Here is a 22,595-nt window from a genome sequence, read left to right as displayed (position 1 = left end):
GGGAGACAGGAGATGCTGGAGCCGCTGGGGCCGGATATCTGGGTCGCGGAAGGCGGAATCGTCAATTTCTTCGGGTTCGCCTATCCCACGCGCATGGTCGTCGTCCGGCTGGAGAATGGCGGTCTGTGGATTTGGTCGCCCGTTGCGCTGACGGACGAACTCGCCGAAAGCGTAGACCGGCTAGGCCCGGTGCGCCATCTCGTCAGCCCCAACAAGCTCCATCATCTCTTCCTGCCCGAGTGGAAGGAGGCCTATCCCGATGCCGCGCTTTGGGGCCCCGAAGAGACCATCGGGAAACGGCAGGATCTGACATTTGCCGGCGCGCTGGACGACGACCCGCCGGATGTATGGGCGGGCCAGATCGACCAGTATCACTTTGCCAATTCCTCCTTTCTGGAAGAGACTGTTTTTTACCACCGCTCCTCCGCGACCGTGATCTTCGCCGACCTTTCCGAGAATTTCAGCGAGGCCTTTCTCGAAAAGCACTGGTCCTGGTGGCAGCGGCCGATCGCGCGGCTCTGGTCGATCGTCGAAGGGAAGGGCTATGCTCCGCTGGAACTGCGGGCAACCTTCCGCAATCGGGAGACGGCGCGGGCGAAACTGCGCGACCTCATCGCAATCGGGCCCCGCAATGTCGTGATGGCGCATGGCGAGATCGTGCGCGATGACGGAACGGCCTTTCTTCGTCAGGCCTTTGCCTGGCTTCTGAAGGAAGAGCGCCGGCACAGCTGACGGACCGCCCGGTTTTCGTTTCGGCGCCATCGGGGCTTGAGGCGATACCGGCAGAGGCGTAACCAGCGGCCATGAAGGTCAAATATCGGGTCATCCATCAATCGAAATCGATCTGGCAGGCGCTGGCGCGCGGCCGCTCCTGGACCGAATGGTATCTGGCCCAACGAAAGGGATTCTGGGGCTGGAAGACGCTCGGAACCTATCAGACCGTCGAGGAGGCGGAGCAGGCCTGCGCCGAACATGCCAAGGGCGAACTGCTGAACTGCGGCTCGCGGATCGTTTCCGAATTTGCCGAGAGGGAATAGGATGACGCCGACCGCCAGGATCCTGCTGCTCGGTTCGGGCGAGCTCGGGAAGGAATTCGCGATTTCCTGCCAGCGGCTCGGTTGCCATGTGATCGCCTGCGATTCCTACGATAACGCGCCTGCGATGCAGGTGGCGGACGAGCGCGAAATATTCCCGATGCTCGATGGTGCGGCGCTGGGTGCGGTGATCGAAAGGCACGCGCCCGATTTCATCGTGCCCGAGATCGAGGCGATCCGGACCGAGGTGCTGGCCGAGTATGAGGCGAAGGGATTTCGTGTCGTGCCTTCGGCCAGGGCGGCGCAGATGACGATGAACCGCGATGCGATCCGCGATCTGGCATCCGAAGAACTCGGGCTGAAAACCTCCACCTATCGCTATGCGGAGAGCCGCGAGGAATTGCATGCGGCGGCGCAGGCGGTCGGCATGCCCCTCGTCGTGAAACCGGTCATGTCCTCTTCGGGCAAGGGGCAGAGCACGGTGCGCGACATGGGTGAGGTCGATGCGGCATGGGACTATGCGGCGGAAGGCATGCGGGGCGATCGGCAGCGCGTGATCGCCGAGGCGTTCGTCGATTTCGATTATGAGATCACGCTGCTCACCGTCCGCGCGAAGGATGGCGTGCATTTCTGCCCGCCGATCGGCCATCGGCAGGAGCGCGGCGACTACCGCGAAAGCTGGCAGCCGGCGGCGATGTCAGAAAAGGCGCTGGCCGCGGCGCAGGACATGGCGGCGAAGGTCGTCGAAGCCCTGGGCGGGGACGGGCGCGGCTGGGGCATTTTCGGCGTCGAGTTCTTCGTGAAGGGCGATACGGTCATCTTCTCCGAATTGTCGCCCCGTCCGCATGACACGGGGATGGTCACGCTTGTTTCGCAGGATCTCAACGAGTTCGATCTCCATGCCCGGGCGATCCTCGGTCTGCCCGTCCCGCCTATTGCGACGAAAGGCGCATCGGCCAGTGCGGTGATCCTAGCCGATCGCGAGGCGGAGGATTTTGCCATTGAAGGTGTGGAAGACGCGCTGGGCAAGGGGGGCGACGGCTGCCATATCGATGTACGACTGTTCGGCAAGCCGGTCACCCGGCCATGGCGACGCATGGGCGTCGCTTTGGCGCGCCTGGATGACGGCACGGTTGAAGAAGCATGCGCGGTGGCTGTGGAAGCGGCGGCGCACATCAACATTGTTTACAGGGAAGAATGACGATGGATCCGACTCTCTATGGCATCCCCAATTGCGACAGCATCAAAAAGGCGCGGAAGTGGCTCGAACGCCGCGGCGTCAACTACGCCTTTCACGACTATAAGAAAGCCGGCATCGACGAGGCCAAGCTGCGCGAATGGATGAGCGAAGTGGGCTGGGAAGTGTTGCTCAACAAGCGCGGAACGACTTTTCGCGATTTGCCCGACGAGATGAAGGCGGATGTCGATGAGGATATTGCGGTGGCGCTGATGAAGACGCATCCCTCAATGATCAAACGGCCGGTTCTAGAGAGCGAAGGCCCGCTGATCGTCGGGTTCAAGGGCGGCGAGTATGAAACGGCGCTCGGACTGGAGCCCGAATAAGGCTAATTGACCGCCTATTTGGGCGGTAGGCTGCCGACAAACCGTTCGGCCATCGCGATCCAGTTCTCCAATCCGGCTTCCCGCGCCGCATGTTCCTCAACCCAGATGATACCGCCCATCTTGCGGCCGTTGAAGTTGACCAGTTCCGCGCCCGGCCTTTCGAGCGCCTCTGCCTGCAAATCCTTGCCGACGCGGAACATGAAGCGGCCGACTTCGACCCCGCACAGCATATTGCCGTTGAGCATCCAGCAATAGCCGCCGAACATCGCCTTACGCTCGACATCGGGCCGGGCCGCGAATGCCGCTTCCAGTTCGTCGGCGAGATGCGGATCATAAGCCATCGTGGCAACTACATGGCATCGGCGATTACCTGTTCCGGCCCGCCCTCGGGGATGGTGTCGAATCTCGGCAGGGTCGGGTCGATATGGTCCCAGGTCGCACCTCGGCTCGCATAGACGACCATTTGCGGGCTGACGATATCGGGATCGTCAAGCGATGAGGCGCGCACAAACACCATGCCCGGCATCGCACTGTTGGTGGACAGGATCGCGCAGCCACAATGCGCGCAGAAATGACGGCTGACGATGTTACCGCTATCAGCGGGATGATCGTAGCTCGTCGTTTCGCCGGTCTGTCGATAAGCGGGTTCAGGCAGGACTATATGAGTGCCATGGCCCGTACCGCTCGCCTTGCGACAATCGACGCATTGGCAGTGCGCGGTCATCACGGGATCTGCGGCACTTTCATAGCGGACATCGCCGCACAGACACCCACCTGAAAAACCCTCACTCATGTCATGCTCCCTTACTTGCGATTCGCTGGATATTATGCGCATCCTATCCATATGACTTGTAACTTGCAATTTAAAAGTCACTAGGAAAAGCTGATGTCCGATATCTTCCGCTCTGGCTGCCCGATTGCCACGACACTCGATCTGGTCGGCGACAAATGGACGCTCGTGCTGATCCGCGACATGCTGAACGGCAAGGCGCGCTATTCCGAATTTCTGGACTCGCCGGAGCGGATAACGACCAATATCCTAGCCAGCCGACTGGAAGCGATGACTGCCAACGGCCTTGTCGAGCGTAAACCTTATCAGGAACGGCCAACCCGCTACGCCTATCGCCTTACCGAGAAGGGGAGCGAACTGCATCCGGTGCTTTTGGCGATCTGCGCGTGGGCCAACCGGCACTATCCGGAAAGCTGGGTACCGCCTGCCTCTTTCATGGAGCCGCTCGAGGCCTAGATTAAACCCTTGAACCCCTATCAGCCCCGAAAGGAACTCCCATGGTCACCGCTAGATGGAATGGCGAGATTATAGCGCAGAGCGATGCGACGATCGTCGTCGAGAACAACCATTATTTTCCGCGGGTCGCGGTCAACGAACATCTGCTGGTCGAGAGCGATACGAAGAGCTTCTGTCCCTGGAAGGGCGAGGCGTCCTACTATTCGCTCAGCGTTGCCGGCGAAACGAACAAGGACGCGGCCTGGTACTATCCCGATCCCAAGGAGAAGGCGGCATCGATCCAGGATCATATTGCCTTTTGGAAGGGCGTCGAGGTCGGCTAGGCGCGGTTACTCCTCGCCCGTCGCGCGTTCCATCACCTGGTCTTCGCGATAGGCCTGCATGACTTCTTCGAGATCGCCGGCATCGTCGGCCTCCGCTTCCTCGGGCGTGTTGAGCCTCTCTCCCTCGCCCGGGACGAGACAGACTTCGGCGCGCACCGGCAGGTGATCGGACCCGACGGCCTCGCCTGTGCTCAGGCTGTAAAGGCCGAACTCCTCGGTGAAGAACACATGGTCGAGCGGCCAGCGAAACGCCGGGAGCGAGGCTGGAAAGGTCGCATAGAAACCGCGCCCGATTCGCGGATCGACATAGCGCCCGATCCGGCGAAACAACTGGGACGTTTCGGACCAGCCAACATCGTTGAAATCGCCAACCGTAAAGGTCGGCATTCCGCTGTCGCGCGTCATCATCGCGGCGATGGCGATCTCCGCATCGCGTTCTTCAGTATCCTGGCCGGGATGCGGAGGGCGAGGGTGGAGGGCGGAAAGCCGGAAAGCATTGCCGGCGGGGGTCTGCAAAATTCCATGGAAGGATGGTGTGCCCGGCTCGGTCAGGTTGACCATGCGGCCTTCGCTGACAGGCAGGCGGGACGCAAAAACCAGGCCATATTTGTTGGAGAGGGGCGCTTCGAAGCGATGGGAGAACCGGGCAAGCGCCGGCTCCATTGCCGCGATCCAGGCCGCGTCGGTCTCCATAAGTACCAGAATGTCGGGATTTTCCCGCGCTATCAGCGCCAGAGTGCGATCATAGTCGCGATTGTCCTGCAATACGTTGAGGCTGAGCGTCAGGAAACAATGGGCTTCGCGCTCATCGTCCGTGATGTCGATGGTCTGCGCTTCGACGCTAGCCAGCACCGTGTAAGGCCAGATATGGCCTGCATGGTAGGCGAGCGCCGCCAACAGGGTCGCGCTCACCGCCCAGCGCCATCGAAAGCGAATGAAGCAGATCGCAAGAAACACCAGCAGCCCCACGGTGAGCAGAGCGAGCCGCGGGAAATCCCATATCCGGATCCACCACTGATTGGAGGGGACGGCGCTGGCGATCGTTGCGAGAATGATGAAGAGCGCTGCCAGGGCAATCAGCGCGGCTGCGGCGAAGCGCCATGAGAAACCGCTGCTTTTTTCTGAAGCCGTCAATATTGTGCCTTCCCAAATTGCCAGCAATGATAACGGCTACTCTCTTCCGAGGCGTATCGTTGCGATAGCTGGCCAATCCTCTCAGACAAAGCTAAAACGCGCGCCATGTCTACCACCTATACCCTCGATACCAAAACCGATCGTGCGCATCCAACGCCCAAGCCGATGAAACGGCTTACCGTGCCGGCTATCAGGTCACGGAAAACCGACGGCAAAACGGGCGAACCTCTGGTCATGCTCACGGCCTATACTGTGCGCGCGGCGCAGCTGCTCGATCCGCATTGCGACATGTTGCTCGTCGGGGATTCTCTCGGACAGGTCGTCTACGGTCTGGATTCGACGATTCCGGTGAGCCTCGACATGATGATCGCGCATGGCGCGGCAGTGGTCAGGGGCAGCTATCACAGCGTCGTGATCGTCGATCTGCCGTTCGGTTCCTACGAGGAAAGCCCGGAACATGCGATCCGTTCGGCGACCCGCGTGATGAAGGAAACCGGCGCCGCCGCCGTCAAGATGGAGGGCGGCGAGGCGATGGCCGGAACAGTTGCGTTTCTGACGGCGCGGGGCATTCCGGTGATGGGGCATGTCGGCCTGACTCCCCAAGCCGTAAACATTCTCGGCGGCCACAAGGTGCAAGGCCGCGACGATGCGACAGCGGCCAAGGTTATCGCGGACGCCAAAGCGATAGATCAGGCCGGTGCCTTCGCCATCGTTATCGAGGGTGTGATCGAGCCCATCGCCATCGAGGCGACACGGGCGGTATCCTGTCCCACAATCGGTATCGGCGGATCGGCGCAATGCGATGGCCAGGTGCTGGTGACCGAAGATATGCTTGGCATGTTCGATCGCGTCCCGCGGTTCGTCAAGAAATTCGACGACCTGGCGACGAACATCAGCAATGCCGTTGAAACCTATGCTGCCGACGTGCGCAGCCGGAGCTTTCCCGAAGAGGCGCAGACATATCAACCCAAGAAATAGGACCGCCGCCGCGGCCGTGGTTCACAATTGCTTTCCCTTGGCGCGGCGCGCCGCTAAGGTCCGCCGCCATAACGAATTGGAGACGAGAGTTGGCGATTGCGCCGCAAGATAATTCCGCTTTCATGCGCGAAGTCGACGAGGAGGTCCGCAAGGAACAGGCGGTCCAGTTCTGGGACCGTTGGGGCAAGTGGATCGCCGGACTGGTTATCATCGGCCTCGCGGCCTTTGGCGGCTGGCTTTACTGGAGCAACCAGCAGACTTCGGCCGCTGAAGCCGAAGCCGAGCAATTGTCCATGTTGCTCGAAGGTTTGAGTGACGGAACCAACACGGATGTGGAAGACGAGCTTAGTGCGCTGGCGGAATCTCGCCGCCCGATCATTCGCGCGGAAGCCTTGCTGACCCAGGCAGCACTGGCGCTGCAGGGCGAGGACCGGGCACGCGCCATAGAGGTTTTTGCCGTTATTGCTGCGGATGACGGGCTTCCGCAACAGTTTCGCGATATTGCCACGATCCGCCAGACGGCCGTCGAGTTTGAAGATATGGAGCCGCAGGCGGTGATCGACCGGCTGGCAAGCCTTGCAGTACCAGGCAATCCATGGTTCGGCAGCGCTGCGGAACTCACCGCGGTAGCGATGATCCGGATGGGCGATGAAGAAGGTGCCGGGGCGCTGTTCGCCCAGATGGCGAATGACGAAAGCGTTCCCGAAACGCTTCGGACACGTGCGGTTCAGATGGCCGGCGTATTGGGTGTGGATGCCGTGCCGGATGAGCCGGTAGATATGGAAGAACAGACTGTTCCGAACCAGCCTCTGGCAGCGGAAACAGCGGAGGAAGCAAGTTCATGATGCGTATTCTGATTCTCTCTTGCGCGGCGCTTGCGCTGAGCGGTTGCGGCTTGTTCAGCGGCAGCGACGATGCGACGCCGACGGTTGGCAATCGCACACCCATACTGGTTTCCGAGAATGACGTTCAGGCAGATCCGCAAATTGCCAGCGTTCCCGTTGTCCTGCCGCCGGCTGCGGTAAATGCGGGCTGGACCCAGCCCGGCGGCAGCGCCAGCAAATCGCTTGGCCATCTCGCGTTGAGCAATATGCCGGTTCGAGTATGGTCGACATCGATCGGCGATGGCGGCGGATCGCGCGCACGCCTTGCGGCGGCTCCGGTCGTGAGCAATGGCCGGGTCTTCACGATCGACACCGAAGCGACCGTGCGCGCCTTCGATGTGCAGACGGGCGGCGAAGTCTGGTCGATGCGGTTCGGCACGGAGATCGGCAGCGAGCCGGCTCTTTTCGGCGGCGGGATCAGCATTTCCGGCGATCGCCTCTATGTGACGAACGGTGTCGGTTATGCGGGCGCGCTCAATATCACCGACGGCAGCCAGATCTGGAAAGTACGCCCCGGTGGCCCGTTGCGCGGTGCGCCGACGATCGCCAACAATAATGTCTATGTGTTGAGCCAGGACAATCAGATTTTTGCGCTCGATCCCGCCAATGGGGAAACGCGCTGGACGGTGTCGGGTACGCTTGAAGTGTCCGGTGTGTTCGGCGTTGCCGCTCCTGCTTCAGCGCAGGGGACGCTTGTCGCCGGTTTCTCTTCGGGGGAGCTGATCGCCTATCGCTATGAAAACGGGCAGATTGTCTGGCAGGATGGTTTGAACCGCACGAGTATTTCCACGTCGGTCTCGACGCTTTCCGATATCGATGCGAGCCCGGTGATCGACAGCGGGTTTGTCTATGCCATCGGCCAGGGCGGCCGCATGGTGGCGCTTCGGCTGATCACCGGTGAACGGATATGGGAGGTTAATGCCGGGGGCCTGTCCACGCCCTGGATCGCAGGCGACTGGATGTTTGCCGTTACCGACGATGCCCGTGTGATGGCAATCGCCCGCGCCAATGGGCGTATCCGCTGGATCACGCAATTGCCGCGCTATCGCAATGAAGAGAAGCGCAAGGGCCCGATTTTCTGGCGCGGACCGGTTCTGGCAGGCGGGCAGCTTGTATTGGTATCCAGCCGTGGCCATCTGGTTTTCATGGATCCGGCATCGGGGACTGTAAGCCGGACCGATGAACTGGACGAAGGTGTCGAACTTTCGCCGGTCGTTGCCGACAATACACTCTTCCTGCTCGACAGCGATGGTGAACTGAGCGCCTGGCGCTAACGATAGAGAGAGGCGCATAGTCATGGTGCGGCTGCCCGTTATTGCGATTATCGGCCGCCCCAATGTCGGCAAATCGACGCTGTTCAACCGGCTCGTGGGCAAGAAGCTTGCGCTCGTCGATGATCGGCCGGGGGTTACCCGCGATCGGCGCGAGGCTGAGGGACATCTGTTCGACCTTGATTTCAAGATCATCGATACCGCCGGCTATGAAGACGAGGATCCTAAAAGTCTGCCGGGACGGATGCGCCAGCAAACCGAGCGCGCCATCTCCGATGCGGATGTCGCGCTCTTCATGTTCGACGCGCGAGTTGGCCTTACGCCGCTCGACGAAGAAATCGCCCGCTGGCTTCGCGGTACCGAAACTCCGATCATTCTCGTCGGCAACAAGGCCGAAGGTCGCGCGGCAGAACCCGGCCTCTATGAAAGCTACAAGCTGGGTCTTGGTGATCCCGTGCCGCTCAGTGCCGAGCATGGCGAAGGCATGGCAGACCTGTTTCAACTGTTGCAGCCGCTCATTGAAACTGATGCATTTGGTGAAGACGGTGAAGAAACAGAAGATGAAGGCGGCCCCCTGAAGCTCGCCATCGTCGGCCGCCCGAATGCCGGAAAATCGACACTTATCAACAGGATGTTGGATGATGACCGGCTGATAACGGGTCCCGAGGCCGGTATCACGCGCGATTCCATCGCGGTTCCCTGGGAATGGCAGGGAAGACCCGTCGAACTGATCGACACAGCCGGGATGCGCAAGCGCGCCAAGGTGCAGGACAAGCTCGAAAAGCTGTCGGTCGCCGATGGCCTGCGCGCCGTAGATTTTGCCGAAGTGGTGGTTCTGTTACTTGACGCGACGCTCGGCCTCGAAGTGCAGGACCTGAAGATTGCGGACCGCGTTCTGGAAGAGGGGCGCGCGCTCGTCATCGCCATTAACAAATGGGATATCGCGGCGGACAAGAAGGCGCTTTTCGAAGGCATCGGTACCGCCCTTGATGAGGGGTTGGCACAGGTGCGCGGAGTGCCGCTGGTCGCAATTTCGGCGGTTTCGGGTAAGGGTATTGACGATCTGATGGAAGCGGCTTTCACGGTCCGCGATGCATGGTCGAAGAGGGTTACGACCGGCGAGCTCAATCGCTGGTTCCGCGATGCGGTGGAACGCAACCCTCCGCCCGCGCCCAAAGGCAAACGCATCAAGCTGCGCTACATGACCCAGGCGCGCAATCGTCCGCCCAGCTTCGTGCTGTTCGGCTCGCGCGTCGACAAGCTCCCGATGAGCTATCAGCGCTATCTGCTGAACGGCATCCGCAACGACCTCGGATTTGGCGGAATACCGGTTCGATTGACCATGCGATCGCCGAAAAACCCATACGGGAATGGCGGGAATGACCAATAACGCCGCTGCCGGAGATGCAACCGTCGATATCGATGCCCGGGGGCTGAAATGTCCATGGCCTGCGCTCCGCCTCGCGCGGGCGATGCGGACGCAGAAATCCGCGGCGATCGTCGCCGACGATCCGATCGCACCGGCGGAAATCTCATCCCTGGCGGCGGAGAAGGGCTGGACGGTCGAGGAAATCCGGACCCCATTGGGCACCGGATGGCGTATTTTTCGTTAAAATCCGCGGCTCGGGGCCGGTTTTGCGGGTTAATTGCCTGAAACCGATGCAAATATTTCCGTGGGTAAACCAGTTGTTTACGCTCCCCGGCTAATGACAGGACGGGGCTTTTGGAAAAGGGAGCGCGTCGTGTCGTTCCAGAACGTAGATTTGGTGGATTGGACAGAGTTTGATTCGGTTCGGGAAGAACTCGGATCGAATTTTGCGCGCATACTCCGATATTATAGCGAAGACGGAATCAAGTCGGTCGAAGCAATCGAAGAAGCGATCCGCAACAAGGTTTCCGCGGCCCTGATCGTGCCAGCGCATACGCTGAAGGGTGAATCGCTCCAATTTGGCGCAATTCGCGTGAGCATGATTGCCGAAAAGATCGAGATGACTGCCCGTCACCTTGTCGAGATTCAGCAGACACCGGAAGAGCTTGTGCCCGATGCCGCCGAGCTGCGCCCCGCGCTCAAAGAGACGATGGAGAGGCTGGAAGAAGCGACAAATCCGCTCGTCCAGCGCCACCATGGCATTGACGAGCGGCATGCCGCCAATCAGAAATTCGGCAGGCTTTAAGAGGCCGGACTAGCCGTCTTCCGCCGGTTTCGACTGAAGCTGGCAATAGTTTTCGATCCCCATCCGCTCGATCATGTCGAACTGCTGTTCGAGGGTGTCGACATGATCCTCCTCGCTATCGAGAATCGATGCAAACAGATCGCGGCTGACATAGTCGCGAATCTTTTCGCAATGTTCGATCGCGTCCCTGAGCAGGGGGATCGCTTCATTCTCGAGTTCAAGATCGGCCTTGAGGATTTCTTCGACGCTTTCGCCGATCCGCAGACGCCCGAGCAGCTGGAAATTGGGAAGGCCGTCTAGGAAGAGAATGCGTTCCGTCAGCTGGTCGGCATGCTTCATCTCGTCGATCGACTCTTCATATTCGAACTTCGCGAGCTTCGCGATGCCCCAATTGTCGAGCATCCTATAATGCAGGAAATATTGGTTGATCGCGGTCAGCTCGTTCTTGAGCGCCTCGTTCAGGAATTCGATGACCTTTGCGTCGCCCTTCATGCCGGACCTCCTTGTTCTGATCCGGGCGTTATAGCGGCAAGGATGGAGGGAGAGAAGGCCAAAAACCCCCAGTTTTCGGGGCTTTCAGATGTTGATGCTACGCAGTCGCAGTTTCGGATTGTATAATCTGCCGTGCAAAGGATACACATTGGCCGCACCGGGCCTTGCATCCCATCTGCGCATAGGCGGAAGATGGGGTCGCGGCCCCCTTCTGGGCGGCAGCGCGAAGGTCTTTTTCGCGAATCGCATTGCAGATGCAAACAACCATAGCCCTGCCATAGCGCTAATGAGATTAAGTCGCAATAATAAAAATGACCCCCGCCCATGTTATTTACGGATGGGCTGCAACTCGCGACGGGCAAGGCTCCGCCAGAGCCATTCGAGCGGACCATAGCGGAAACGTTCGAGCCAGGGCTTGGACCAGAGCAGGATCAGCACCCAGACGCAAAGGACGACGATATAGAGCGCTGTGCGGCTCAGCTCGCCATACAGGCCGAAGCCATAGCCGTAGAAGATCGTCGTGCAGACGAGGCTCGTGCCGATATAGTTGGTGAAGGCGGCGCGGCCGGCCGCCCCGACCCGGGCGATGAACTGGCTTCCGGCAGACGATTTCACCCAGTAGAGGATGAGCGCGGCATGGGCGAGGATTACCGCCGGGTTGATGGCGGTCTGTGCGGCGAAGTCCAATGCGAAAATCGTTACCGCGTCGAAGCCGTTTGCCATCGTTATCAGGGCAATCCCCGTTAGCAGCGGAAGGCCGATCAAATAGCCTGTCCTGGCGTAACGGGCGTAGCTGGCCCGATCCCATTCGCCGGTCAGGAAGCCGCTCTTCAGTCCGGCCATTCCGAGCAGCATCAGCCCCAGCGTATCGAGCGCGGCGGTAAGGTTTGCCTGTATCGGGTCCCAGAAGCCCGGCCCTAGCCGATGGGCGAGAATATCGGCATAATTCCCGCGATACCGCGCGAGTTCCTCGGCAAGTTTATCGGGCGGCATCGTACCGAATTGCGCATCGATCGCCAGCCATTGCCGCACCAGTTCCGCATCGGCGCCTGGCGCCAGAGCCGATTCGCGCAGCAGCCATATCGATCCGGCCAGCAGGGCGAGAAAGATCGCCTGCACCGCGATCAATATGATCCCGAGCACAACCAGTTTATGCGTTTCCATCTTGCGAAAGAAAAAGGCGATCGAACCGATCACCGCGTAGAGCATCAATATGTCGCCATACCAGATTGCGTAGGCATGGATGGCCCCGAACAGGAGCAGCCAGGTCATGCGAGAATAATGGGTGAGGGCGGGGCTCTGCTCCTTCGCTTCGGCGCGCTGGATGACGAGCAGCATCGAGGCGCCGAACAGGACGGAGAAGAGCCCGCGCATCTTGCCGTCCGCCAGCACGAAATTCGTAGCCCAGACAGCCAAATCGACCGGACTCTCTCCACCATAGGCAAGCGGTGTGAAATAAGCGGCGCTTGGCAGGGAGAAGGCGACAATGTTCATGAGCAATATGCCCATCACCGCGATACCGCGTACGACATCAAGGCTGATGAAACGGCTGTCCGTTGATGCAGTGCTGGCCATAGCGACGATTCCCCCTCCGACCCCGAAGGCTATAGCCAGCTGGCTATAGCGTCGAGCTGCTTTTTGCTGAGTGCATGAGTAGGGACTGTCGCGTCGGGAGCCGGTTTGCCGGCAACGACAATCATCATCGGTTTTTCGTTGGCCGGACGTTCGCACACCTCGTTCAGGAACTTCATCGGATTGGGTGTGTGGGTCAGCGTTGCCAGCCCGGCATCATGCAGCGCCGCGATAAGAAATCCCGATGCGATGCCTACCGATTCCGTTACATAGTAATTCTGCTTGTCGTCGCCCGGATTTGGCCCGCCGCGTCGCTGCCCGAAAATCACGATCAGCCAGGGCGCGATCTCGAGATAGGGCTTGTCCTTATCGGTGCCGAGCGGTGCGAGCGCTTCGAGCCATTCATCGCTGGCCTTGGTCTCGTAAAAAGCTTTCTCCTCCACCTCGGCCGCTTCGCGAACCGCCCTCTTCCTCTCGGCCGAGCCGATAACGGCGAAATGCCAGGGCTGGTGGTTCGCGCCATTGGGCGCTGTGCCGGCTGCGAGAATGGCCTGTTCGATCACCGCGCGCGGGACGGGTGCATCGCTGAACTGGCGACATGTCCGCCGGGTCCGGATTGCTTCGTAAAAACTCTTCGCACGCGCGATTCGTTCTTCGTCCGGATAGGCGGGAAGATCGGCATAGGGGACAGTATCATGGTCGGTCATGACGCCTGATAGACGGTGACGCCGCCCTCGCAAAGGGGCGGGCTTGCTATTGACATCAATGTCAGCAAATAGCATTTCATGCGCATGGAAACGATAGCTGCAATCTCGGATATGCCTGTTGCCGTGCATCCCGACCGGCCGCGGCTCAGAAAGCGGCCGCTGAAAGCGCTGCACCATTTCCGCGAACTTCTGAAAGACAAGGAAGATACGGAACAGGTTTTCTGGATTTTCGAGGCGCTGGCGCGGAAATCCTTCCGCGATGAAGCCGTCCGGTTCGGGACCAGCGAGCAGGGCCGCGCCATCCATGCCAGCGAACCCTATCTGCCGACCATTCTCGACGATCATGATCGGCTCCGCGCCATGCCCGAAGGAAGCGTCGCCCATGCCTATTGCGATTTCATGGAAGCCGAGGGCCTTACGGCCGCCGGCCTCGTCGCGGAAGGCGAGAAGATGGGCAAGCCGCGCTATAATGATCTGATCCAATGGTATGGCAACCGGAACCGGGATACGCATGACCTGCTGCACGTCCTGACCGGTTATGGTCGGGATAGCCTGGGCGAACAGTGCGTCCTGGCCTTCACCTATGGCCAAGATCCCTCTTTCGCCCATCTCTTCATCGCCTATGCTGGCGGCTTCAACCTGAAGAAGGAGACCGGGACAAGGGCACCGATTTTCCGCGCGATCGGAGAAGCGAAACGCCATGGCAAGGCCGGCCCGCGGGTGTGGGAGATGAACATCACCGAACTGCTCGCCGAGCCCCTTGATGCAGCGCGCGAACGGCTGAACATCGGGGTGCCTCGCGCCTATCATGAAGCGCACCGCATCCTGCGCGAAGAAGGCCGCGATCCATACGATCTGCTGGCGAAGAGCGGGCCGTCGGACGGCATGGAATCCGCCCAGCCCGCCTGAGCGACGATCCGCTCTAGCGGCCCATCAGATTTTCGAAGAAGCTTTCATTGGCCGCGCGCAGATCGGCGAGCGGGATGTCCGCGCCGTTCACGCGAACGGCGTCGCCGCCAACCGTTCCGATTTTTTCGAAAGGAACCGCATTGCGATCGAGCGGCGCATCGGTGCGATAGGTTACCAGATAGCGCGCCTGGCACTCGTTGAAGGCGAAGGCCGCGTCCATCGCATCGAGTTCGATGCCGATGTTGCCCGCCAGCGCCATTTCCGTGACAGCGACGAGGAGGCCGCCATCGGAAATGTCATGCACCGCAGTCACCGCGCCTTCATCGATGAGCCGGCGGACAATATCGCCATGGAGCTTCTCATCCTTCAGATCTACGCGCGGCGGCGGTCCGTCTTCGCGGCCATGGATTTCGCGCAGCCATAGCGACTGGCCAATATCCGGATAGCTGGCTCCGATCACGGCCAGACATTCGCCTTCGGCCTTGAAAGCCACGGTCGCCATCTTCTCGATATCGTGAAGCAGGCCGATGCCGCCAATAGCCGGCGTCGGCAGGACGGGCGTAGCCTTGCCGTCGGAATCCGTCGTTTCGTTGTAGAGTGAGACATTCCCGGAGACGATGGGCATATCGAGCGCGGCACAGGCCTCGGTCATGCCTTCGATACAACCGACGAACTGCCCCATGATCTCGGGTTTTTCCGGGTTGCCGAAATTCATGCAGTCGGTCGTCGCGAGCGGCTTGGCGCCGACTGCGGAGAGGTTGCGATAACATTCGGCGATCGCCTGCTTGCCGCCCTCGACCGGGTCGGCCTTGCAGTAGCGCGGCGTACAATCGGTGCTGATCGCAAGGCCCTTGCTGGTGCCATGGACGCGGACGACAGCGGCATCGCCGCCGGGCCGCTGGATCGTATCGGCCATGACCATATGGTCATATTGCTCCCATATCCATCGCCGCGAGGCGAGGTCGGGCGAGGCCATGAGCGTCAGCAGGTCTGCGCCGATGTCCGTGCTTTCCGGGATGTCGGTTAGCGGGGCAGCCTTGGGCGTCGGAACATGGGGGCGATCGTAATTGGGCGCGTCTGCGGCGAGCGGCCCAAGCGGAATATCGCAGACGGTTTCGCCCTCGAAAGTGAGGATCATGTGCCGCGTATCGGTGACTTCGCCGATTACCGCGAAATCCAGTTCCCATTTCTCGAAGATGGCACGGGCCATGTCTTCGCGGCCCGGCTCCAGCACCATGAGCATGCGTTCCTGGCTTTCCGACAGCATCATCTCATAGGGCGTCATGCCTTCCTCGCGGCACGGCACCTTGTCCATGTCGAGGATGATGCCGACTTCGCCGTTGGTCGCCATTTCGACGGATGAGGAGGTCAGCCCCGCCGCGCCCATATCCTGGATTGCGACGATCGCGTCCGACGCCATCAGCTCCAGACAGGCTTCAATCAGCAGCTTTTCGGTGAACGGATCGCCGACCTGAACAGTCGGGCGCTTGTCCTCGCTGTCTTCGTCGAATTCCGCGCTGGCCATGGTTGCGCCATGGATGCCGTCGCGGCCGGTTTTCGAGCCTACATAGACGATCGGATTGCCGACGCCCGAAGCCGCCGAATAGAAGATCTTGTCGGTATCGGCGATCCCCACCGTCATCGCATTGACGAGGATGTTGGTGTCATAGGCCGAGTGGAAATTGACCTCGCCGCCGACGGTCGGCACGCCGACGCAGTTCCCGTAACCGCCGATGCCGGCGACCACGCCGGACACGAGATGCCGTGTCTTGGGATGGTCCGGCCGGCCGAAGCGCAGCGCGTTCATGTTCGCCACCGGCCGCGCGCCCATGGTGAAGACATCGCGCAAAATACCGCCCACGCCGGTCGCCGCGCCCTGATAGGGTTCGATGAAGCTGGGATGGTTGTGGCTTTCCATCTTGAAAATTGCGGCCTGGCCGTCGCCGATATCGACGACCCCGGCATTCTCGCCGGGACCACAGATGACCTGCGGGCCTTCCGTCGGCAATTTCTTCAGATGGCGGCGCGAGCTTTTATAGCTGCAATGCTCCGACCACATGACCGAAAATATGCCAAGCTCGACGATATTGGGTTCGCGGCCCAGTGCCGAGAGGATGCGATCATATTCATCGGGCGCGAGCCCGTGTTCGGCGACGATTTCTGGGGTGATGCTCTGTTGCGATTCTGAGGCGGTGTCTGACATGCGAAGCGCCTTAGCGCTGGCGGAGCGATTCAGCTAGAGCGAAACGGCGCTCCCATGGGCACATGACAGGATACGTGTCTGCAATGGCGATATTCTTTTCCAGCCTGTTTGAATTACCGAACCCGTACTGTTGACGATATGCGGTTCAGGTCCTCGGTCGAAGTCTGGAGAGCCAGTAGCTGGTTTATCAGAGAAATGATCTGCAGTGACCGGTCATCATAGGCCGCAGTGGGCACCGACTGACCGCCATGGGCGTCCAAATAATACCGGTTTCCGCGATAGTTCACGCTGACTGCCGCACTTGCAGAGCCCTGTCTCAGATTGAACAACAACACAGTCGACCCGTTTTCATCTCTGACCAGCGGCGTGTATCGCGCCCTGAGAATCTCGCCGAGATAGTAAATTATGCCTTGTGTCGATCGAATATGTACTTCGGTTCCGCCATTTCGGCCGAGAGTGGCGCTTTCCGAAGCTGCGCAACCGCTCAGTGCGTTTTGGATACGGTCCGGGAAGGCGAAAGTGATTTCGACATCGTCGTCGCGCTCAACCGACACGATATGGCCGGGAGGGCTGCCTTCACGTTCCGGAGCCTGACCGCTCTGCTCGATCTCATACCGACTGGAATTCGGCGCCATGAGCATGTCCGCCAGATCATTGCCGTTCAGCTCGATCAGGAACTGCGATCGTTTGTCGGTCGAGATACCGATGTCGATCTCTGCGAAATCCTGCAGGTCGATGGCAGCTGGCACAACAGTATCGCTTGTTGCCGGGTTCGAGCCTCGCGAAAGTCTCGATTGCGCAAAAGTATAGGGGTGGTTCTCGATCGTAATCTCGTTCGTTCCGGTTGAGGTAGTCGCCTCGCCGCCGGACTGTCCTTTGTCGCCGGCACCCGCGATACAGGTGATCCGCTCGATGAGCAGGGGTGCCAATATGTCCTCCCGCCATCCCTGTTGCAGAAGCAAGGCGATGGTTGCGGGCCGAACTGGTGTCAGCGCTCCTCGGACAAAGTCGTTCGAATTGAGCGGGACTACCGTGAAGCTGGGCTCCGAACTCATACTAACGCCCAGCGATGGTTTGGTGGTATTCGCATTGTCAGTCGCCGGATTGCCGTCACCGACAAGACTCAGATCCAAATTGGCTTCGGCCCCGATTGCTATCGCGCCCTCGATCTGTGAAACGCTTGAGTAATAAAGGGGTTCCCGGTGTTGCGCTCGCAAGATATTCAGCAAGATCATCTCATTGCGCGTATCGGCGATTACGCGGTTATAGTCCGTCGCGAAATCTGTGATAGGTGTTTGCAGGGATACGCAGCCCCCAAGCATTGCTATCGCCGCCAAAAGTCCGGATGTCCTTGAAAACCGTCCTCTCATCTGTTGCCCCCAAACCGCTGATGCCCCAACCGCAGATCGTGGATATAGTGGATTTGCGCCCATTTATCCAGAACCGTGCAATGACAGGTCGGTCCGATTCGGGCGCAACGAAAAAGGGCCGGCAGCGCGATGGCGGCCGGCCCGGTGAATGGTAAAAGGCAAGCGCCCGTTTAGCTGTGGCAGCTCTGCAATGCGCCGCCGTTGCGGGCAAACTGGATGCTCGACGCGTCGCTCTCTCCAACCAGCGTATAGCCTTCCGCGGAATAGCGAGGCGGGCCGGAAGGTGCTTCCGCGGCTTCCTCGCCGCCTTCTTCAGCAGCAGCCATGGCAACATTGGGAAGCAGGGTCTGAATGGCGTCCCGCTCCATGGAGACACCCACCTGGCTGTCATTGGTATAGAAGCTGACATAGACGACGCTGTTGTCGGCACAGCGGAAGCTGGCTTCGCGCGTGCGCATCGGCGGCAACTCTGCGGGAGACAGCTCTTCAATCTCTTCGTGATTGGGATCGGCCATGCCGCCAACGATTTCGGGTTCAGACTCGCCGCAGGCAGCAAGAGCGATAAGGGCCGCCACCGGAGCGACCGCGAGGGGGGATATGATTTTAGTCATGGGCGCGGCTTTTCGCGATTGCAGTATGTTTCGTCAACCGTGTTTTTATGACAATTCCATGACCGTAGCCTGACCTTCGATCAACGCCGTCCATTCGGGCGCTAAAAATTCGGATCCTGATCCTCTGTGCCACTCTGGCTGTCCAAGCGATCTTCGGGCTTGTCAATCATGCTTCCGATTACCGCCCAGTGAGAGAGTTTTTCCCCGAATGGCATGGCTGCATAGGCAGGGCTGGAAGAGGGAAGATCGACGAGGCGGTAGCGCCCGCCTAGCTCGCCGAGCTGCTCGCGGCCGATGTTAGCGGATTTTCTGCCATTGAATACAATGGCTTGTAGCGAAGGCAGGGAGTTCGCCAGTTGGCACAGATCATTGCCGCGCGCGTCGCGAATGGCGCTGTCCAGGCTGCCCGTGCGCCGCGCTTCGGCAATCACATCCCATAGCCCGATGTGACGACCGAGCAACGCCTCCAGCCGATCCCGATAGGCAAGTCCGCGCAGGTCCGTGTCGATGGCGCCGCCGACCAGATCCCAGAAGCTGTTTTGCGGATGGGCATAATATTGCGCCTGACGCAGCGATTCTTCTCCCGGCAGGCTGCCGAGAATCAAAATCCGCGTGTGGGGATCGACGACCGGAGGAAAGGAGCTTTTGCGGCGCACGGATGGGAGATGCGGCGATCGGGCGGGGGGATCAAGAGCGATTCTGCCGGTTTGACCGCTTCCAGCCCATTGCGGAGCGCGCCATTGTCCGTACATACTGTTATGCAACCCACGCATCTGCAGGAGCATCAGCGAATGAACGACGGCACCAATATCTGGAACTATGCCAATATCTGGGAATCGATTGCCGCGGCGCAGCCTCTGGAAAATGCGGTTGTTCAGGGCGAGGATACCGTGAGCTGGGGGGAGTTCGATCGCCAAGCCGACGGGCTTGCGAATTTCCTCGTCGATCAGGGATTGGAGCAGGGGGCAAGCGTCGCCGTCTATTCCCCCAATCGCGCGGAATTCCTTGTCGGATATTTCGCGGCCTTCAAGGCCGGACTGACGCCGCTCAATATCAACTACCGTTATACCTCGTCCGAACTTGCCTATCTGATCGACAATGCCGACGCGAAGGCGGTACTGTTCGATATCGCCTATGCGAAGATCATCGAGGAAGTGCGTGAGACGCTCGGCACCGTTACGCGCTGGATCGCGATCGGCGCCGATGAGGATAACTGCCCGGACTGGGCCGCACGCTATGAAGAAGCCGTCGCGACGGCACCCGCCAGCCGGCCCTATGAGGCGCCCTGGGGGCGGAGCAATAAAGACTTGCTTATGATTTATACCGGCGGGACGACGGGGATGCCCAAAGGGGTGATGTGGCGGCTTCATGATCTTCTGGCGAAGAGCGAATTCGGCGCCGTGCCCATGCTGGGCGTGCCGCCGCTCGAGCGGCCTGAAGATGCCGGCCCCCGCGCCGTCGCTTCGCCGATCAAATCGCGCTCGCTGATCGCGCCGCCATTGATGCATGCGACCGGACTGCTCACTTCCTTTGCTGCACTGGTTTCGGGCGGAACGGTGATTCTGCTGCCGACCGGCAAATTTTCAGCCGAGGAGATGCTCGACATCGCGGCCCGCCACAAGGCGACACGATGCACGATCGTCGGCGAACCTTTCGCCCAGCCGCTGCTGGCAGCGCTCGACGCCGAGCCGGGGCGCTGGGATCTGTCCAGCCTTTTGCTGATGACATCGTCCGGCGCCATGTGGACGCGCGAGACGAAACTCGGCCTGATCCGTCATATGCCGCAGGTCAACCTGATCGACAGCTATTCCTCGTCCGAAGCGCTTGGCATGGGGATGTCGGTTACCAATGCGCAGGGCGAAACTGAAACAGCCCGGTTCGAAACCGGCGAAACATGCGCCGTTTTCACCGAAGACCATCGCCGTATCGAACCGGGATCCGGCGAAAAGGGCATGCTTGCGGTCGGCGGCTACTGCCCGATAGGCTATTATAAAGACGAAGAAAAATCGGCGAAAACCTTTCCCGTTATCGACGGCGAACGATGGAGTATGCCCGGCGACTGGGCGATGGTGAACGAAGACGGCACGCTCGAAATTCTCGGCCGCGGTTCGCAATGCATCAATTCCGGTGGCGAAAAAATCTTCCCAGAGGAAGTAGAGGAAGCGTTGCGGCGCCACGAAGCGGTGCGCGATGTAGCGGTGACCGGTTTGCCGGACCCGCGCTGGGGTGAACGTATTTGTGCCGTGGTGGAATTGATGCCGGGCGCCGAAAATCCCGGCGACGTTTCTTTGGCCGACTGGGTGCACGGCCAGCTCGCCGACTACAAAACGCCGCGCAGTTTTGTCTATGTCGAGAGCGTCGGCCGCGCGCCGAACGGCAAGCTGGATTACAAAGCGATCAAGCAAACCGCGCTCGAGGCCGAAGAAAAAGCGATCGCATAGCCCGCGGAGGCGGAGCGTAGAAGCGGAGGCGATCGCGGTACGTACGGTAATGAAGCCGGATCGGTTGCATATCGGCCCGTTTGGCATCCGCATCTTCCGGCCTTCGAAATTCCGTTCGCCGCATGGTCAAAGCTACGGCTATCCGCTCCCCAAGCCAAGATTGCTTGCTCCGTGAAAGCCGCATGGGGTATGCCTTCGAACATGACCATTATACCCAATTCCCTCGCGCTTATCGGCAACACGCCGCTTGTTCGTCTCAACGGCCCGTCCGAGGAAAGCGGATGCACCATTCTCGGCAAGTGCGAATTTACGAACCCCGGCGGTTCGGTGAAGGATCGGCCCGCGCTCTACATTGTTGAAGAGGCGGAAGAGCAGGGTCTGCTCAAGCCGGGCGGCACAATTGTCGAAGGTACCGCAGGCAATACCGGTATCGGGCTTGCGCTCGTCGCCAATGCCAAAGGCTATAAGGCGATCATCGTCATGCCCGACACCCAGAGCAAGGAGAAGATGGATACGCTGCGCGCGCTTGGCGCCCGGCTCGTCCTTGTCCCGGCCGCGCCCTATTCGAGCCCCTGCCATTTCGTGCACCAGTCGCGCCGGATCGCCGAGGAAACCGACAATGCGCTCTGGGCCAACCAGTTCGACAATATCGCGAACCGCCGTGCGCATATCAAAACCACGGCCCGGGAGATCTGGGAACAGACCGATGGCGAGGTGAATGGCTTTACCTGTGCCGTCGGGACCGGCGGAACGCTGGCCGGCGTCGCGATGGGGCTGAAGGAATTTTCGGAAGATGTGCGGATCGCCCTGTCCGATCCGCACGGCGCGGCGCTGTATGAATATTATGCCCATGGCGAGCTGAAGTCCGAAGGGTCTTCGGTGGCGGAAGGGATCGGCCAGGGCAGGGTCACCGCCAATCTCGAAGGCGCGCCGATAGACACGCAATTCCGCATTTCTGATGCGGAAGGGCTGGCCTGGGTGCACCGAATGCTTTCCGAAGAAGGGCTTTGCCTGGGCCTTTCGTCCGGAATCAACATCGCCGGTGCGGTGGCGCTGGCCAAGCAGATGGGGCCCGGCAAGACGATCGTCACCATCCTGTGCGACAGCGGGCTGCGCTATCTTTCGACACTGTACAATGCCGATTGGCTGGCCGAAAAGGGGCTGGCCGTTCCGCCATGGCTGGAAGAGGGGGACTAGGTGGTCGAAAATTCCGCAAACGATAGCCCCGATCCGCGTCAGGAACGGATCAATCGGATACGGATCGGCGCCACTGGCCTCGCCACTATCGTCCTGATCGTCCTGCTTGCCGCGACCTTTTCCGGCACGGCGAGCAATGAACCGGAATTGACGCCCGAAGGCATGGCTGAGCAGGCGCAGGACGATAGCGCTGCGGTTGCGATCGACGAGCAGCCCCAGGAGCCGCTTGCCGAACTGGGTGTGGCTCCTGGCCCCGGCCCGGCTGAAGATCAGGCAGCGGAACCCGCCACCGAGCCCCCGGCTGCCGATTCTCCCGAAAACTGAGTCGCGCGAATCCGGCCGCTCTGAGTCGGAGATGGCCCGCGCCCGTCACTGCCTATCCGTAGATCCCGTCGATTCCGCGCCTGCCCGGTTGGTTGGGCGGGCTTTCTGCCGCATACCCCGTCTCCAAGACAAAAGAAGAACATCGTTGCATTTGCGCGGTTT

At 60.3% G+C, this 22,595-nt stretch carries 27 protein-coding genes; 16 read left to right on the top strand and 11 right to left on the bottom strand.

Translation table 11 applies throughout. From position 1 onward, the window contains the following. Positions 1–12: 12 nt before the first annotated feature. From DFR46_RS07350 to DFR46_RS07335, 4 genes are all read left to right on the top strand, one after another. Positions 13–732: a DUF4336 domain-containing protein gene (locus tag DFR46_RS07350; protein WP_116235853.1), complete on the top strand. Its 720-nt coding sequence runs from the start codon at positions 13–15 to the stop codon at positions 730–732. A 71-nt stretch (positions 733–803) separates the two neighbouring features. Next, positions 804–1,037, top strand: a complete 234-nt coding sequence (locus tag DFR46_RS07345; protein ID WP_116235852.1) for a hypothetical protein — start codon at positions 804–806, stop codon at positions 1,035–1,037. A 1-nt stretch (position 1,038) separates the two neighbouring features. Then, the gene (purT, locus tag DFR46_RS07340; protein ID WP_116235851.1) at positions 1,039–2,235 is read left to right on the top strand and encodes a formate-dependent phosphoribosylglycinamide formyltransferase; all 1,197 of its coding nucleotides are present in this window, start codon (positions 1,039–1,041) and stop codon (positions 2,233–2,235) included. Between the two features lie 2 nt (positions 2,236–2,237). Beyond that, positions 2,238–2,597 carry an ArsC family reductase gene (locus DFR46_RS07335; protein WP_116235850.1) on the top strand — a complete coding sequence of 120 codons (360 nt, stop codon included), beginning with the start codon at positions 2,238–2,240 and terminating at the stop codon, positions 2,595–2,597. A 14-nt stretch (positions 2,598–2,611) separates the two neighbouring features. Here DFR46_RS07335 and DFR46_RS07330 read toward each other — a convergent pair whose 3' ends face one another. Continuing rightward, a complete protein-coding gene (locus DFR46_RS07330) occupies positions 2,612–2,938 on the bottom strand; it encodes a TfoX/Sxy family protein (protein WP_116235849.1) in 327 nt (108 codons plus the stop codon). 8 nt (positions 2,939–2,946) lie between these two features. Continuing rightward, entirely contained in the window at positions 2,947–3,390 is a 444-nt protein-coding gene (locus tag DFR46_RS07325; protein ID WP_116235848.1) for a GFA family protein, read from the bottom strand. Between the two features lie 93 nt (positions 3,391–3,483). Between DFR46_RS07325 and DFR46_RS07320 the strand changes: the two genes are divergently transcribed. Both DFR46_RS07320 and DFR46_RS07315 read left to right on the top strand, forming a co-directional pair. Next, complete coding sequence (locus DFR46_RS07320; RefSeq protein ID WP_116235847.1) at positions 3,484–3,843, top strand: winged helix-turn-helix transcriptional regulator; 360 nt, start codon at positions 3,484–3,486, stop codon at positions 3,841–3,843. Positions 3,844–3,884: 41 nt separating this feature from the next. After that, a complete protein-coding gene (locus DFR46_RS07315) occupies positions 3,885–4,166 on the top strand; it encodes a DUF427 domain-containing protein (RefSeq protein WP_116235846.1) in 282 nt (93 codons plus the stop codon). A 6-nt stretch (positions 4,167–4,172) separates the two neighbouring features. Here DFR46_RS07315 and DFR46_RS07310 read toward each other — a convergent pair whose 3' ends face one another. Continuing rightward, the gene (locus DFR46_RS07310; RefSeq protein ID WP_162843417.1) at positions 4,173–5,300 is read right to left on the bottom strand and encodes an endonuclease/exonuclease/phosphatase family protein; all 1,128 of its coding nucleotides are present in this window, start codon (positions 5,298–5,300) and stop codon (positions 4,173–4,175) included. A gap of 105 nt (positions 5,301–5,405) precedes the next feature. Between DFR46_RS07310 and panB the strand changes: the two genes are divergently transcribed. The 6 genes from panB (at position 5,406) to DFR46_RS07280 (ending at position 10,607) form a co-directional block, all read left to right on the top strand. After that, on the top strand, positions 5,406–6,278 hold the full coding sequence (gene panB / locus DFR46_RS07305) for a 3-methyl-2-oxobutanoate hydroxymethyltransferase (RefSeq protein WP_116235844.1): 873 nt from the start codon (positions 5,406–5,408) through the stop codon (positions 6,276–6,278). Between the two features lie 122 nt (positions 6,279–6,400). Next, positions 6,401–7,123 carry a tetratricopeptide repeat protein gene (locus tag DFR46_RS07300; protein ID WP_245953737.1) on the top strand — a complete coding sequence of 241 codons (723 nt, stop codon included), beginning with the start codon at positions 6,401–6,403 and terminating at the stop codon, positions 7,121–7,123. Continuing rightward, positions 7,120–8,436 (top strand): outer membrane protein assembly factor BamB family protein, encoded by a 1,317-nt coding sequence (locus DFR46_RS07295; protein WP_116235842.1) that lies wholly within the window; start codon positions 7,120–7,122, stop codon positions 8,434–8,436. The genes DFR46_RS07300 and DFR46_RS07295 overlap by 4 nt, the downstream gene beginning before the upstream one ends. Positions 8,437–8,458: 22 nt before the next feature. Next, positions 8,459–9,823, top strand: coding sequence for a ribosome biogenesis GTPase Der (gene der / locus DFR46_RS07290; protein WP_116235841.1), 1,365 nt, complete (start codon positions 8,459–8,461; stop codon positions 9,821–9,823). Then, positions 9,813–10,046, top strand: coding sequence for a sulfurtransferase TusA family protein (locus DFR46_RS07285; RefSeq protein ID WP_116235840.1), 234 nt, complete (start codon positions 9,813–9,815; stop codon positions 10,044–10,046). Before der ends, DFR46_RS07285 begins: the two co-directional genes overlap by 11 nt. 129 nt (positions 10,047–10,175) lie before the next feature. Next, positions 10,176–10,607 carry an Hpt domain-containing protein gene (locus DFR46_RS07280; RefSeq protein WP_245953735.1) on the top strand — a complete coding sequence of 144 codons (432 nt, stop codon included), beginning with the start codon at positions 10,176–10,178 and terminating at the stop codon, positions 10,605–10,607. A gap of 9 nt (positions 10,608–10,616) precedes the next feature. On the opposite strand, the gene bfr is transcribed toward DFR46_RS07280, so the two are convergent. From bfr to DFR46_RS07260, 4 genes are all read right to left on the bottom strand, one after another. Continuing rightward, positions 10,617–11,099, bottom strand: coding sequence for a bacterioferritin (bfr, locus tag DFR46_RS07275; RefSeq protein WP_116235838.1), 483 nt, complete (start codon positions 11,097–11,099; stop codon positions 10,617–10,619). 97 nt (positions 11,100–11,196) lie between these two features. Beyond that, complete coding sequence (locus DFR46_RS07270; RefSeq protein WP_116235837.1) at positions 11,197–11,367, bottom strand: (2Fe-2S)-binding protein; 171 nt, start codon at positions 11,365–11,367, stop codon at positions 11,197–11,199. A gap of 59 nt (positions 11,368–11,426) precedes the next feature. Further along, positions 11,427–12,674 carry a DUF418 domain-containing protein gene (locus DFR46_RS07265; protein ID WP_116235836.1) on the bottom strand — a complete coding sequence of 416 codons (1,248 nt, stop codon included), beginning with the start codon at positions 12,672–12,674 and terminating at the stop codon, positions 11,427–11,429. A 29-nt stretch (positions 12,675–12,703) separates the two neighbouring features. Continuing rightward, a complete protein-coding gene (locus DFR46_RS07260; RefSeq protein ID WP_116235835.1) occupies positions 12,704–13,378 on the bottom strand; it encodes a nitroreductase family protein in 675 nt (224 codons plus the stop codon). Between the two features lie 84 nt (positions 13,379–13,462). Here DFR46_RS07260 and DFR46_RS07255 point away from each other — a divergent pair, with 84 nt between their 5' ends. Continuing rightward, positions 13,463–14,287 (top strand): Coq4 family protein, encoded by an 825-nt coding sequence (locus DFR46_RS07255; RefSeq protein ID WP_116237214.1) that lies wholly within the window; start codon positions 13,463–13,465, stop codon positions 14,285–14,287. A 13-nt stretch (positions 14,288–14,300) separates the two neighbouring features. Here the strand turns inward: DFR46_RS07255 and purL are convergent, their stop codons facing one another. The 4 genes from purL to DFR46_RS07235 form a co-directional block, all read right to left on the bottom strand. Beyond that, the gene (purL, locus tag DFR46_RS07250) at positions 14,301–16,490 is read right to left on the bottom strand and encodes a phosphoribosylformylglycinamidine synthase subunit PurL (protein ID WP_116235834.1); all 2,190 of its coding nucleotides are present in this window, start codon (positions 16,488–16,490) and stop codon (positions 14,301–14,303) included. 113 nt (positions 16,491–16,603) lie between these two features. Then, positions 16,604–17,827, bottom strand: a complete 1,224-nt coding sequence (locus tag DFR46_RS07245; protein ID WP_147297639.1) for a hypothetical protein — start codon at positions 17,825–17,827, stop codon at positions 16,604–16,606. A 203-nt stretch (positions 17,828–18,030) separates the two neighbouring features. Beyond that, entirely contained in the window at positions 18,031–18,471 is a 441-nt protein-coding gene (locus DFR46_RS07240; RefSeq protein ID WP_116235832.1) for a hypothetical protein, read from the bottom strand. Positions 18,472–18,572: 101 nt separating this feature from the next. After that, positions 18,573–19,127 carry a DNA-deoxyinosine glycosylase gene (locus tag DFR46_RS07235; protein ID WP_245953733.1) on the bottom strand — a complete coding sequence of 185 codons (555 nt, stop codon included), beginning with the start codon at positions 19,125–19,127 and terminating at the stop codon, positions 18,573–18,575. A 135-nt stretch (positions 19,128–19,262) separates the two neighbouring features. Here DFR46_RS07235 and DFR46_RS07230 point away from each other — a divergent pair, with 135 nt between their 5' ends. The 3 genes from DFR46_RS07230 to DFR46_RS14880 all read left to right on the top strand — a co-directional run bounded on the left by DFR46_RS07230 (position 19,263) and on the right by DFR46_RS14880 (position 22,433). Then, positions 19,263–20,912: an AMP-binding protein gene (locus DFR46_RS07230; RefSeq protein WP_116237213.1), complete on the top strand. Its 1,650-nt coding sequence runs from the start codon at positions 19,263–19,265 to the stop codon at positions 20,910–20,912. A gap of 201 nt (positions 20,913–21,113) precedes the next feature. Further along, positions 21,114–22,109, top strand: a complete 996-nt coding sequence (locus DFR46_RS07225) for a cysteine synthase A (protein WP_116237212.1) — start codon at positions 21,114–21,116, stop codon at positions 22,107–22,109. Next, positions 22,110–22,433 (top strand): hypothetical protein, encoded by a 324-nt coding sequence (locus tag DFR46_RS14880; RefSeq protein WP_211306392.1) that lies wholly within the window; start codon positions 22,110–22,112, stop codon positions 22,431–22,433. Positions 22,434–22,595: the final 162 nt, after the last annotated feature.

The sequence above is a fragment of the Parasphingopyxis lamellibrachiae genome, from assembly GCF_003385775.1.
Lineage (GTDB): Bacteria > Pseudomonadota > Alphaproteobacteria > Sphingomonadales > Sphingomonadaceae > Parasphingopyxis > Parasphingopyxis lamellibrachiae.
The sequence above is the reverse complement of the archived record's forward strand: the minus strand, read 5'-3'. Positions and strand labels throughout refer to the sequence as shown.

Coding starts and splice junctions, on each gene's coding strand:
- DFR46_RS07260 (WP_116235835.1), bottom strand. CDS start 13,378: ATGACCGACCATGATACTGTCCCCTATGCCGATCTTCCCGCCTATCCG.
- purT (WP_116235851.1), top strand. CDS start 1,039: ATGACGCCGACCGCCAGGATCCTGCTGCTCGGTTCGGGCGAGCTCGGG.
- DFR46_RS07255 (WP_116237214.1), top strand. CDS start 13,463: ATGGAAACGATAGCTGCAATCTCGGATATGCCTGTTGCCGTGCATCCC.
- bfr (WP_116235838.1), bottom strand. CDS start 11,099: ATGAAGGGCGACGCAAAGGTCATCGAATTCCTGAACGAGGCGCTCAAG.
- DFR46_RS07225 (WP_116237212.1), top strand. CDS start 21,114: ATGACCATTATACCCAATTCCCTCGCGCTTATCGGCAACACGCCGCTT.
- DFR46_RS07270 (WP_116235837.1), bottom strand. CDS start 11,367: ATGGTTGTTTGCATCTGCAATGCGATTCGCGAAAAAGACCTTCGCGCT.
- DFR46_RS07345 (WP_116235852.1), top strand. CDS start 804: ATGAAGGTCAAATATCGGGTCATCCATCAATCGAAATCGATCTGGCAG.
- DFR46_RS07300 (WP_245953737.1), top strand. CDS start 6,401: ATGCGCGAAGTCGACGAGGAGGTCCGCAAGGAACAGGCGGTCCAGTTC.
- panB (WP_116235844.1), top strand. CDS start 5,406: ATGTCTACCACCTATACCCTCGATACCAAAACCGATCGTGCGCATCCA.
- DFR46_RS07230 (WP_116237213.1), top strand. CDS start 19,263: ATGAACGACGGCACCAATATCTGGAACTATGCCAATATCTGGGAATCG.
- DFR46_RS07350 (WP_116235853.1), top strand. CDS start 13: ATGCTGGAGCCGCTGGGGCCGGATATCTGGGTCGCGGAAGGCGGAATC.
- DFR46_RS07285 (WP_116235840.1), top strand. CDS start 9,813: ATGACCAATAACGCCGCTGCCGGAGATGCAACCGTCGATATCGATGCC.
- DFR46_RS07265 (WP_116235836.1), bottom strand. CDS start 12,674: ATGGCCAGCACTGCATCAACGGACAGCCGTTTCATCAGCCTTGATGTC.
- DFR46_RS07240 (WP_116235832.1), bottom strand. CDS start 18,471: ATGACTAAAATCATATCCCCCCTCGCGGTCGCTCCGGTGGCGGCCCTT.
- DFR46_RS07330 (WP_116235849.1), bottom strand. CDS start 2,938: ATGGCTTATGATCCGCATCTCGCCGACGAACTGGAAGCGGCATTCGCG.
- DFR46_RS07315 (WP_116235846.1), top strand. CDS start 3,885: ATGGTCACCGCTAGATGGAATGGCGAGATTATAGCGCAGAGCGATGCG.
- DFR46_RS07335 (WP_116235850.1), top strand. CDS start 2,238: ATGGATCCGACTCTCTATGGCATCCCCAATTGCGACAGCATCAAAAAG.
- der (WP_116235841.1), top strand. CDS start 8,459: ATGGTGCGGCTGCCCGTTATTGCGATTATCGGCCGCCCCAATGTCGGC.
- DFR46_RS07320 (WP_116235847.1), top strand. CDS start 3,484: ATGTCCGATATCTTCCGCTCTGGCTGCCCGATTGCCACGACACTCGAT.
- DFR46_RS07325 (WP_116235848.1), bottom strand. CDS start 3,390: ATGAGTGAGGGTTTTTCAGGTGGGTGTCTGTGCGGCGATGTCCGCTAT.
- purL (WP_116235834.1), bottom strand. CDS start 16,490: ATGTCAGACACCGCCTCAGAATCGCAACAGAGCATCACCCCAGAAATC.
- DFR46_RS07295 (WP_116235842.1), top strand. CDS start 7,120: ATGATGCGTATTCTGATTCTCTCTTGCGCGGCGCTTGCGCTGAGCGGT.